We start from the raw sequence: 11,112 nt of genomic DNA, 5'->3' as shown, positions 1-11,112 counted from the left end.
CCTATCTCTCATTTGACCACCTCAGCAAGGAGGTCTGTCGCCTACTTGGCGGCTACGGGTCTGAGCGCACGATTAATTTTGAATAGCCACTTACACGGCAGGTATAAAAGGTTTGTCCGGATGGTTCTTGCGGGGTTGCTACTTAGGAGCAGGTCATGAACAAAACGAAAATCATTGGTGCCATTTTGTTGACACTGGGTCTGACGGCCGATGCCCTCGCAGAGAATGGCTTCTATGGTGGAGCGAGCATCGGGCAGGCGACCATCGATGCGTGCGATGGGGTCACCAATTGCGATGATACGGACACCAGCTGGAAGATCTTCGGCGGTTGGGGGTTGAATTCGAATATCGCCTTCGAGGCCGCCTGGGTAGATTTTGGTGAGATCAGTGGATCCGTAGAAGGTTCGGCAGTCAGCGCCGAGGCGGACGGCTGGACGCTCGCTGCAAAAGGCATTCTGCCGATCAACGAGCAGTTCGGCGTGTTCGGCAAGTTCGGCATGATTGCGTGGGATTTTAAAGGGGGCGGTGCTGCTTCCGGAATTAACGACGATGGCACTGACCTCATGTATGGACTCGGTGCTCAGTATATGTTCACTGACCAGCTCGGCGTTGTCGGTGAGTGGGAGTGGTATGATATTGACAATGATAATGACATCGATCTGTTTTCCATCGGTGCATTGTTCAAGTTCTGAACTGCTCGATCACGCACCGAGTAGGAGGGGGAGTTGCCTCCCCCGTCCTCTCACACCCCCGGGCAAGATGGACATCTGAACCCAGCACCTGTCATTTCCGACCCCGGGTTCTGGGGCGCTTCTACTTTCGCCTTATCACGCAATGCAGTCGGCAGCCTTGATCCAACACTTCCAGACGGCAGCTCACCTCGACCAGACTGAAGCAGCCGGCTCGTCCACGTAGTTCTGGCCCCAGCCCTTCGATTAACCCTGGAATTTGACTCCCCTTCCCACACTTCAGGACTTCGCGGGCAGACCGAGCGGCCTGAGTTATTTACCAAACGGGTGGTCAATCACATGGGGCCCGAAAGATAGATGCCACCCCCCTCTCTTGGGTGGTGGAATGTGCCTTTCGAACGCAGCCTATGACGGATCGGGCGGGGGCTGCCGTGCTGCCCGCTCGCGGTCGCGGCGTCGCTGGCGGGCCAGGGCGTTGCCGTTGGCCAGGTGGGTCAAAAACTCGATTTCCTCATCGCTCAGCGGCTCGCGCTGGCGTCGAACGCCCTTGCTCATGGCGGCTTACCTGCTCGGTGGGGTCGGTGTCCCTGCCGACGCTATTCCCGGCAGGTGACAGCGGCGTCACAGGGTGATGACAGCCCGATGGCAGGGGCAAGGTCGGCAGGGACGCCCCCGAATGCCACACTGGGACCGACCCTTTCCCATCAGGAGCGCGCCATGAGCAATGGACCCTACGGGCAACTCGCCTGCCGCTGCGGTGCGGTATCGCTGCTGGTATGCGGTGCCCCCCTGGGCGTCGGCCGGGATGCCACAGACGCGCCCGTGACCTTCTGGCCGCTGGCGGCCATCCAACTCGGCCAGGGTGGCGACGAACTCGAGCTCTTGCCGGATGAGCGCGGCGGTGAGGCCTGGCACTGCCGGCGCTGCGACGAGCGCCTGCTGCACGGCGATGACGAGGCCGATGTGGCGGTGCTGGCGGGGCTGCCGGAGGACACCGACGGGACCGGCGTGGCGCTGACCACCTCGCGGCAGCGCCGGCTCGAGGCGCTGGGCTATCGGGTCGCTGCCAAGACGTAGCGGCGGGCGGGGCTTCAAGAGAGAAGGGCAGGGGAGGTGGCCATGCCAGGCGGCTCCCCTGTAGATCAGGCGCTGCGCAGGTCGCAGCTGACCGCCGGGTTGAAGGGCTCGAGGTTGCCGCTGGGGTTGTCGCGGAACCAGACGTGCTGGTCATAGTGGGGCTCGAAGCCGTGGGCCTGGTCGCCGGGGATGGCCGGGTCGTCGGCCATGTAGTCCCAGCTGCGGCCCAGGAAGCTCGGCGGCTCGCCGTGGCCGGCCTCCTGCCAGGCCTGGACGAACACCAGGTTCTCGACCCCCACCAGCACCATGCTGCCGTCCGCCTGGGGCTCGTAGAGCAGGATGGCGGGGTCCATGAAGTCGGTATGGGTGCCGGCGCCGTTCACCCGCGGCTCGGTGGCGGTGATGCCCAGCAGGTCGGGACGCAGGTAGTGGATGCCCATGTGCCCGAGCTCCGCCGGCAGGCCGTGCTCCCCGGCCTTGACGCACTCGCCGGAGGGATCCGGGACATAGCCCTCCGCCAGCGCCACGTTCACGTCCTCGAAGCGTTCCGCCGCCGCACGGATCGCCGCGATCGACTCGGTGACCTCATCGGCCTGGCTGATGCCGGCTGGCAGGCCTGCCGCGGCCAGCCCGGCCACGATGACGCCACTCCACAGGATGCCACGCATGGTAGTCTCCTCCGGGTGAGGCCGTGCCGCCGGCGGCCGTGGTGGCCGCGGTCGGGCACGACGCTGGCCCCTGTGCCGGTGGGCGAGGGGCCAGGAAAATAGGGGGTCACCATGACTATAGCCCCGGCGCGGGGGCGCCAGCGGCTGATAAATGCCCCGTGCCGGGCATCAGCGGGGTAGGGCAGGGGAAATATCTCGGAGTGGGCGAGGAGGGCGCTCGAAGGCGCTCAGGTGAGGCGCCTGAAGCCCTGCAGCAGGTATCGCGAGGCGGTCTGCCAGCGCGAGGCATCGGGGGGCGACGGCGGGCGGTCCAGCGCGGTGATGGCTTGGCCCAGGGCCTCGAGGATGGCGTCCAGATGGTGGTGGCAGAGGGTGCTGTCGAGGCCGCCGGGGCAGCGGGCCAGGAGCTGGTCGCAGGCGTCTCGGGCGTCCGCCAGGGGCCGGTGGGCCGGGTCCTGGTCGTCGGTCTCGATGCAGCAGGCCTGCAGGTCGCGGCAGAGCATGCCGAGCATGCGGGTGTCGAGCCAGCAGGGCAGGCCGTCGCCGGCCTTGCCGGCCATGGAGTCCTTGATCGCGCGGAAGGAGACCTGCAGGAAGACGGCGGTGTAGTACGCCTTGGGGCGCTCTGTGCTCATGGGGGCCGGCTCGGTGATTTCTTGACAATGAGAATCGTTATCGATGATAGGCGCCTCGCGGCGCCACTGTCAATCAACGGTCGTCGGCGGGCTCGGGCAGCCGGTCGGGCAGCGCCTTGAGGCGGGCCAGAGGCACGGGGCGCGAGAAGCGGTAGCCCTGCAGCAGGTCGCACTGGCGGCGCACCAGGTCCTGCTGCTGCTCGCGGGTCTCGATGCCCTCGGCCACCACCACCAGGTCCATGTGGTGGGACATGGTGATGATCCCCTCCACGATGGCGGCGTTGCTGCGGTTGGTGGTGATGTCCTGGATGAAGGCGCGGTCCAGCTTGACCTTGTGGATCGGCAGGTCGCGCAGGTAGCTCAGGCTGGAGAAGCCGGTGCCGAAATCGTCCAGGGCGACACGGATGCCCAGCGCCTTGAGCCGGTCGATCAGCGTGATGGCCTGGTCGGCGCCGTCCAGCAGCACGCTCTCGGTCACCTCCAGCTCCAGCAGCTCCGGCGGCAGCCCGCTCTCGGCCAGGGCCTGCTGCACGCCTTCCAGGAAGCCGTCGCGGCGGAACTGCAGCGAGGAGATATTGACCGCCACCGGCAGCATGCGCCGCCCGTCGGCGAGCAGCTCGGCGGCGTCGCGGCAGGCGCGCTCGAGCACCCAGCGTCCCAGGGGGATGATCTGGCCGGTCTGTTCGGCCAGCGGGATGAAGTCGCCGGGGGGGACCATGCCGCGGCTCGGGTGGTGCCAGCGCAGCAGCGCCTCGAGGCCGCGCATCCGGCCGCTGCCTGCCTCCACCACCGGCTGGTAGTGGAGCTCGAACTGGTCGCCCTGCTGCAGGGCCACCTGCAGGTCGTGACGCAGCAGCACGTTGCGCCGGCTGATGCGCTGCACGTTGCCCTGGTACCACTGCCAGGTGTTGCGCCCCTGCTGCTTGGCCTCGCCCATGGCCAGGTCGGCGCGCTGCAGCAGCTCGTGGGCGTGTCGGGTGGTGTCGTCGCTGCCGGCGATGCCGATGCTGGCGCTGATGTGCAGCGCCCGGCCTTCGATCTCGAAGGGGGCGGCCAGCGCCTCGATCAGCCGGTCGGCCAGGGCGTTGGCGGCCTCGCGGTCGGGCAGGTCGGGCAGCAGCAGGCCGAACTCGTCGCCGGTCAGCCGGGCCAGGGTCTGGCCCTCGGCGAGGGGCTGGCGGAGCCGCTCGGCCACCGCCATCAGCAGCCGGTTGCCGACATGGTGGCCCAGCCCCTCGTTGATGGTCTTGAAGCCGTCCAGGTCGAAGTGCATCACCACCGCCAGTGCCCCCTGCCGCCGGGCGCGGGCGAACGCCTGCTCCAGCCCCTCGTCCAGCACGCTGCGGTTGGGCAGGCCGGTCAGCAGGTCATGGGTGGCCTGGTAGGCGATCTGCGCCTCGTGGTCGCGCTGCTGGGTGATGTCCTGCTGGATGCCGATGAAGTGGGTGCAGGTGTCGTGCTCGTCGAACACGGGGCTGATCGACAGCCGGTTCCAGAAGGGGCTGCCATCCTTGCGGTAGTTGAGCAGGGTGACGTCCACGTCGCTGCGCTCGGTCAGCGCCCGGCGGGTGGCCTCCACGGCGTCGGGGTCGGTCTCCGGGCCCTGCAGGAAGCGGCAGTTTTGGCCGAGAACCTCCTCCGGCCGGTAGCCGGTCATCTCGTAGAAGGCCTGGTTGGCATAGACCAGCGGGGTGTCGGGGCGCAGGGCGTCGGCCATCACCACGCCGTTGGGCGTCGCCTCGATGCCTCGCTGCAGCAGGCGCAGCGAGGCCTCCTGGCGCTTGCGTTCGCTGATGTCGCGGTCGCGCAGGATGGCCAGGGCCACCAGCGCGGCCGCCTGGCGCAGCTTGCGCCGGCTGGGCTCGCCGGGGGCGATGGGGTAGCGGAAATAGGTGCCGAAGGTGCCCAGCAGTTCGCCCCGGGTGGTCAGCACCGGGCTCGACCAGCAGGCGCGCAGCCCCTCGGCCCGGGCGGCGTCGCGGAATGCCTCCCAGCGCGGGTCGGTCTCGATGTCCTCGGTGAACACCGGCTGGCGCAGGAAGGCGGCGGTGCCGAAGGAGGCCACGCCCGGCCCGACGGGGATGTCCTGGAGCCGTTGGGTGTAGCGCAGCGAGAAGCGCCGGCTGGGGGTCAGGCTGAGGGTGCAGTGGCGCGGGTCGTAGCGCATGAAGGCCACCACCGCCTCGGGCAGGATGATGCCGATCCAGCGGGCGATGGCGTCCAGCGTCTCGCCCAGCGGAACCTGCTGGGCGATCAGCTCGTGGACCTCCTGCTGTGCCTCCATGGACGAGAGTTCGTCGATCATGCTGCTGGCCTCCTGCGCGCGGGCGAGCGGATCCTTCCGGCTCGTTTCGGTCAAGTCTAGAGGGCTATCCTGCCGGATCACAACGCCGTCGAACAGCGGCGAGCCCGGCATCGATTCGGCGGCCGGTCACAGCACGGTGCGATCGAACTGGCGGCGGAAGTACATCTCCAGGCGCAGGTTCACCTCCCAGCGGCTGTCGTAGTCGACCTCCCGCGGGAAGTGCAGGGCGGGGGCGACGTCCAGGAAGAGGATGCCGCGGTGCACGTCGCGGCGGTAGCGCACCTCCAGGTAGCTGTCCTCGATGCGCGGCCGGGAGCCGCTCTCGCCCAGCACGGCGGCGGTGTAGCGCAGGGCGCTGCGCCGGTTCAGCCGACGGTTGAGCTCGGCGGCCTCGCTGAACTCCAGCTTGTCGACCTCCTCGCGCCACTGCACGTTGGTGATGAAGCGCAGGTGGCGCTGCTCGTCCAGGGGGCGGCCGAGGTCCCAGCGGGTGCGGGCGGAGTAGCCGTCCTTGTTGAACCAGGAGAGGCGGTTGTCGCTCTCCAGCTGCCAGGGGCCGTCGTTGAGGGTCCACAGGCGCTGGCTGATCACCCGGGCGAAGGGATCCAGCGGCAGGCGCACGCGGATGCCGGCGCCGACCTGGGTGTTCCAGCGCTCGGTCCTGTCGCGGCGGCTCAGCCGGTTGAGGCCGATGCGCAGGCTCTCGACGCCGCTGATGCGCTCGTCGGCCAGCTGGTCGTCCTGCTCGGCGAGGGTGCCGCGGGTCTCCTCGGGCTCGGTCTCGATGATCAGTCGCAGCCGCTCCTCGGTGGTGGGCAGGTCGAGGCGGAAGCGCACCCCGAGGTCCTGGTCGAGGGACTCGCCCTCGCGCCACCGCCAGGCCTGGCTGAGGCGCAGGAAGGAGTCGGACTCCACGGTGAGCGCATCGGTGGTGCCGAAGAAGCCGTCGATGCGCCGCGAGGAGGTGTCGACCCAGCGGGAGACGCTCTCGTGGAAGGGGTCGATCTGCTCGTTGGCCCAGGCCGGCAGGTCGCTGTCGTTGTCCGGCGTGGTCTCGTCTTCCGGCGGCGCGGCGGTATCGGCCTGGGCCCCCAGGGCGGCGCAGGCGACCAGTGCCATCAGGACCTTTCTCATCCGTGGATTCCCTTGTCTGTTCCCCGTCGGCCAGTCTATCCGCGAACGGCGGCGGCGTCGCCCGTGCCGTGCCACTCGCCGGTGGACCGCCCCGGCGCGGCTGGGTACGCTTCCTGCCAGCGACCCGCCCGATCACGGAGTGATGCCATGACCCTGTCCCCCCCGCTGCTTGCCGCCCTCTCGGCGCTGCTCGCCTTCCTGGTGGCCCTGGGCCTGGCCGGGCTGGTGGCGGCCCGGCGCCGCGAGGCCCTGCAGGAGCGCCTGGCCGAGCTGCGCGAGGCGCTGACCACGGCGAGCACCCAGCGTGACGAGGCCCGGGAGAGCCGCGAGCGCTACCGGGCCTGGTGGCAGCAGGAGCGGGCCGAGCGGGAACAGGGCGCCGCGGCGCTGGCCGAGCTGCAGGCGCGCCACGCCGAGCTGGCCACCACTCTGGAGCAGCGCGAGCACCACTTCGCCCAGCAGCTGCAGCTGCTCCGGGAGAGCCGCGACCAGCTCCGGCAGGAGTTCGAGAACCTGGCCAACGAGATCCTCGAGCGCAAGGGGCGGGCCTTCTCGGAGCTCTCCCAGCGCAACATCAGCGGACTGCTGCAGCCGATCCAGGCGGAGATGAAGGGCTTCCGCGAGCAGGTCGAGACCCTGCATCGCCACGACACCGAGCAGCGCGCCGGCCTGCGTACCGAGCTCAAGCACCTGCAGGCGCTCAACCGCGAGATCACCGACCAGGCCGACCGCCTGACCCAGGCGCTGCAGGGGCAGAAGAAGATCCAGGGCAACTGGGGCGAGCTGATGCTGGAGAACGTGCTGGAGGGCTCGGGGCTCCGCCCGGACAAGGACTACCGGCGCGAGGTCAGCTTCAGCACCGACGGCGGGCGCCGGCGCCCCGACGCCATCGTCTACCTGCCCCAGGGCAAGCACCTGGTGATCGACGCCAAGACCTCGCTGTCGGCCTACGTGCGCTACGTGAACGCCGAGGACGAGGCGAGCCGCCACCAGGCGCTGGCCGAGCACGCCCGTGCGGTGGGCGAGCGCATCACCGAGCTGGCCGACAAGCAATACTACGACCTGCCGGGGCTCAACTCGCCGGAGGTGGTGGTGATGTTCATCCCGGTGGAGTCGGCCTACGTGGAGGCGCTGAAGTACGACGAGACCCTCTTCCAGCGCGCCATCGAGCACAACGTGCTGGTGGCCACACCCACCACCCTGCTGACCAGCCTGAATATCGTGCGCCAGCTGTGGCGCTTCGAGGACCAGAGCCGCCACAGCGCCGAGCTGGCCAGCCGCGCCGAGCGCTTCTACGCCAAGCTGCGGGGCTTCCTGGAGAGCATGGAGGACGTCGGCAAGAAGCTCGATGGCGCCCGGGACAGCTACGACCGGGCGATGGGCCAGCTGGTCAACGGCCGCGGCAACCTGATCAAGCAGACCGCCGAGTTCCAGGAGCTGGGCGTGGCGGTGAAGCGCGAGCTGCCGGCGGAGCTGGTCGAGCGCGCCCGCCTGGAGCTGGACCACGCCCCCGAGCGCAAGGGCTGAGCGGCGGACGACGATGCCGCTCGCCGCTCAACGGCAGAGGGCGTCGCGGGCCTGGGCCGGGCTCCGCTCGTGGCCGGAGGGCAGGGGGGCGGCCGGGTCGCGCAGCCAGGCGGCCAGGTCGGCCTCGGTGCGCTCCCGCCGTGTGTAGCGGGTCAGCATGTGGTAGCCGTCCGGGTAGAGCGCCAGGCGCCAGCCGGAGGCGTCGTCGTCCCTCTCGGGCAGCCGGTCCAGCAGCGCGCAGATCGCCTCGGGCGGGATGACCTGGTCCTCGTCGCCGTAGAGGATCAGCGCCGGGGCGGGCAGCCGGCGGGCGGCCTCCAGCGCCAGGTCCATGGTCTCGCTGACCCCGTGCAGGGTATCCACCCGGGCGCGGCGCAGGATCAGCGGGTCCCGGGCCAGGCGCTCCATGATCTCCGGGTCGTCGGTGGGCCGGATGCCCAGGCGGCGCACCGCGTTCGACGAGAAGCTCACCGAGGGGATCAGCCGCACGCCGAGCCACAGGGAGGCGCGCTGGTACCAGGGCATGGCGTCCAGCCCCCACACCGCCGGCGCCACCAGCACGCTGCCGGCGAGCCCGGGCGGCGGGTCGTCGGCCAGCGTCAGCAGCACCACCGCCGCCCCCATGCTCTTGCCCAGGAGATAGAGCGGGGCGTCCGGGTGGCGCTCGCGCAGCAACTCGACGAGCAGCCGCACGTCGTCGGTGAGCCGCTGGTGGCCGGGCCAGATCCGGCGCTGGTCGGTGAGGCCGAAGCCGCGCTGGTCGAAGGCGGAGGTCGCGATGCCGTGGGGCGCGAGCGCCTCGGCCATCACCGCGAAGCTGCCGGCGTGGTCGTTGAAGCCGTGCACGGCCAGCACCCGGGCGCGGGGCTCGCCCTCGGCGGGCCAGTGGCGCAGCGGCAGCCGGTAGCCGTCCTCGGCGATCACCCGATGGGGCTCGAGGCTTGCCGCGTCGGTCCCCGGGCCGGGCTGCTGCTGAAGGGCCTGGCCGCAGCCGGCCAGGCTCGCCGCCAGCAGCAGGCCCGCCAGCGCTCCCGCCGCGCCCCTGACCGGGCGGCTCACGGCGTCTCCGGATAGCCCAGGGTGCGCCTCAGGCGGTCGGCATGGGCCGCCACCCAGCGCGGGTCGATGGGCCCCCAGTCGCGGATCACGTAGCGGCCGATGTTGTGACGCTCGCCCGCCTCGTGCACGAACTCGCAGGCGATATCCAGCTCGCCCAGCGCCCCCAGGGTGTCCTGGGCGGTGCGTCGCGGCATGCCGGTGGCCGCGGTGATGGCGGGGACGCTGGCGGTGCCGTCCGCCACCAGGTGGGCGACGTAGAGGCGGCGGTAGAAGCTGGACTGGGTCTTGCTGATGGCGGTCATGGGGTGGCTCGTCGGGGAGTGGCCCGTCCTATCCTAGCGGCCCCGTGCGGTGAAACCAGCCCTTCATCACGTCGGTGATGCGCCGCATGTCGGCCTCCGAGGTGACGTAGGCCGGCATGGTGTAGAGCCAGCGGCCGATGGGGCGCAGCCAGACGCCCTGCGCCCGGGCCCAGTCGCCGACGCCGGCGAGGGCCGCTGTATCGCGGGCCTCGATCACCGCGGTGGCGCCCAGCACGCGGACGTCCGCCACCGCCGGGTGGGCGGCCAGCGCCTCATCCATCACCAGTTCCTCGCGCAGCACCCGGTGGAGCCCGGCGATCCGGCCCAGGTAGTCCTCCTCCTCGAACACCGCCAGGCTCTCCAGGGCCACCCGGCAGGCCAGCGGGTTGCCCATGAAGGTGGGGCCGTGCATGAAGGCGTGCTCGGGGGAGTCCCCCACGAAGGCGTCACGCACCCGGTCGGTGGCCAGCGTCGCCGCGTGGCCCAGATACCCCCCGGTGAGCCCCTTGGAGAGCACCATGATGTCGGGGGTGACGTCGGCGTGGTCGGCGGCGAACATCCGCCCGGTGCGGCCGAAGCCGGTGGCCACCTCGTCGAACACCAGCAGCACGTCGAACTCGTCGCAAAGGCGTCTCGCTCCCTGAAGATAGTGGGGCGAGGTCATGTTGAGCCCGCCGGCGGCCTGCAGCAGCGGCTCCATCAGCAGCGCGGCGATCTCGTGGTGGTGGCGCGCCAGCACCTCGCGCAGGGCGGCGAGGTCCGATGCCACCGCCTCGGGCCGGGCATCGAAGGGGGCGCTGGGCGCGGGGGCAAAGTGGTGGCGGGGCAGGTAGCCGGCGAACAGCGAGTGCATGCCCTCCTCGGGGTCGCAGACCGCCATGCAGCCGGCGGTGTCGCCGTGGTAGGCCTTCATCAGCGAGAGCAGGCGATGCTTGCCCGGCCGGCCGCGCAGCTGGTGGTACTGCACGGCCATCTTCATGGCCACCTCCATGCCCACCGAGCCGCTGTCGGAGTAGAAGACGTGGTCGAGGCCCGCCGGGGTGACCCGCGTAAGCTCCCGGGCCAGTCGGTCGGCGGGCTCGTGGGTGAGGCCGCCGAGCATCACGTGGCAGAGTTCGTCGGCCTGCTGCTGGATCGCCCGGACGAGGCGAGGATGCCGGTAGCCGTGGATCATGCACCACCAGGAGCAGGTGGCGTCGAGCAGCGTCTCGCCGCCTTCCAGGGTGAAGCGTGGCCCCTCGCCGCCGACCACCTTGGGCGCCTGGCGCTGGGTCTTGAGATGGGCATAGGGGTGCCAGACAGGGGAGCGGTCGTGATGGGTCATGACAGCCTCGCAGGGGACAGGGGGTAACGAGCGGACGCGAGAAGGCGCCGCGCATCTCGGGGAGATGACGGACAGGAGGGCGTCGACAAGGGGTGATGCGATGGTGCGGATGAGAGGACTTGAACCTCCACGCCCGAAGGCACCAGGACCTAAACCTGGCGTGTCTACCAATTCCACCACATCCGCACGGGCAGGCAGGCGACAATATTCTACGGACGCCCCCGCGCAAGTCAATCGCCATCGGGCAGCTCACTGAACATGTGTCGATCGCTCGGAGCTGATCCGTCCACAAGCCTGCGAGGAGGCGCTGTGAACCCCTATATGGTCTCCTCCCGGCTTGCAAGGCTCCGTTCATCGATGCAGGTACAGGTTGCTGCCATATATCCGGCCTG

At 69.7% G+C, this 11,112-nt stretch carries 11 protein-coding genes and 1 tRNA gene; 3 read left to right on the top strand and 9 right to left on the bottom strand.

The window, feature by feature from the left end; genetic code table 11:
• Positions 1–155: 155 nt before the first annotated feature.
• Positions 156–692: an outer membrane beta-barrel protein gene (locus BDK63_RS17810; protein ID WP_183334423.1), complete on the top strand. Its 537-nt coding sequence runs from the start codon at positions 156–158 to the stop codon at positions 690–692.
• Between the two features lie 402 nt (positions 693–1,094).
• Here BDK63_RS17810 and BDK63_RS17805 read toward each other — a convergent pair whose 3' ends face one another.
• Positions 1,095–1,244 carry a hypothetical protein gene (locus BDK63_RS17805; RefSeq protein WP_183334421.1) on the bottom strand — a complete coding sequence of 50 codons (150 nt, stop codon included), beginning with the start codon at positions 1,242–1,244 and terminating at the stop codon, positions 1,095–1,097.
• Positions 1,245–1,406: 162 nt separating this feature from the next.
• On the opposite strand from BDK63_RS17805, the gene BDK63_RS17800 reads away from it, so the two are divergent.
• A complete protein-coding gene (locus BDK63_RS17800) occupies positions 1,407–1,766 on the top strand; it encodes a hypothetical protein (protein ID WP_183334419.1) in 360 nt (119 codons plus the stop codon).
• 65 nt (positions 1,767–1,831) lie between these two features.
• On the opposite strand, the gene BDK63_RS17795 is transcribed toward BDK63_RS17800, so the two are convergent.
• The 4 genes from BDK63_RS17795 to BDK63_RS17780 all read right to left on the bottom strand — a co-directional run bounded on the left by BDK63_RS17795 (position 1,832) and on the right by BDK63_RS17780 (position 6,508).
• The gene (locus tag BDK63_RS17795; RefSeq protein ID WP_221202682.1) at positions 1,832–2,434 is read right to left on the bottom strand and encodes a hypothetical protein; all 603 of its coding nucleotides are present in this window, start codon (positions 2,432–2,434) and stop codon (positions 1,832–1,834) included.
• Positions 2,435–2,661: 227 nt separating this feature from the next.
• On the bottom strand, positions 2,662–3,069 hold the full coding sequence (locus tag BDK63_RS17790) for a hypothetical protein (protein WP_183334417.1): 408 nt from the start codon (positions 3,067–3,069) through the stop codon (positions 2,662–2,664).
• Between the two features lie 73 nt (positions 3,070–3,142).
• On the bottom strand, positions 3,143–5,374 hold the full coding sequence (locus BDK63_RS17785) for a putative bifunctional diguanylate cyclase/phosphodiesterase (RefSeq protein WP_183334415.1): 2,232 nt from the start codon (positions 5,372–5,374) through the stop codon (positions 3,143–3,145).
• 126 nt (positions 5,375–5,500) lie between these two features.
• Entirely contained in the window at positions 5,501–6,508 is a 1,008-nt protein-coding gene (locus BDK63_RS17780; RefSeq protein ID WP_221202681.1) for a hypothetical protein, read from the bottom strand.
• Positions 6,509–6,655: 147 nt separating this feature from the next.
• On the opposite strand from BDK63_RS17780, the gene BDK63_RS17775 reads away from it, so the two are divergent.
• The gene (locus tag BDK63_RS17775; protein ID WP_183334413.1) at positions 6,656–8,035 is read left to right on the top strand and encodes a DNA recombination protein RmuC; all 1,380 of its coding nucleotides are present in this window, start codon (positions 6,656–6,658) and stop codon (positions 8,033–8,035) included.
• A 27-nt stretch (positions 8,036–8,062) separates the two neighbouring features.
• On the opposite strand, the gene BDK63_RS17770 is transcribed toward BDK63_RS17775, so the two are convergent.
• From BDK63_RS17770 to BDK63_RS17755, 4 genes are all read right to left on the bottom strand, one after another.
• Positions 8,063–9,094: an alpha/beta fold hydrolase gene (locus BDK63_RS17770; protein ID WP_183334411.1), complete on the bottom strand. Its 1,032-nt coding sequence runs from the start codon at positions 9,092–9,094 to the stop codon at positions 8,063–8,065.
• Positions 9,091–9,396, bottom strand: a complete 306-nt coding sequence (locus BDK63_RS17765; protein WP_183334409.1) for a winged helix-turn-helix domain-containing protein — start codon at positions 9,394–9,396, stop codon at positions 9,091–9,093. Before BDK63_RS17765 ends, BDK63_RS17770 begins: the two co-directional genes overlap by 4 nt.
• Positions 9,397–9,424: 28 nt before the next feature.
• A complete protein-coding gene (gene bioA / locus BDK63_RS17760) occupies positions 9,425–10,720 on the bottom strand; it encodes an adenosylmethionine--8-amino-7-oxononanoate transaminase (protein WP_183334407.1) in 1,296 nt (431 codons plus the stop codon).
• 101 nt (positions 10,721–10,821) lie between these two features.
• Positions 10,822–10,906 (bottom strand) — tRNA-Leu (locus BDK63_RS17755).
• Positions 10,907–11,112 lie beyond the last annotated feature (206 nt).

Source organism: Halomonas campaniensis (genome assembly GCF_014193375.1).
GTDB classification, from domain to species: Bacteria; Pseudomonadota; Gammaproteobacteria; order Pseudomonadales; family Halomonadaceae; genus Halomonas; species Halomonas campaniensis.
This window is presented reverse-complemented; position numbering and strand designations above follow the sequence as displayed.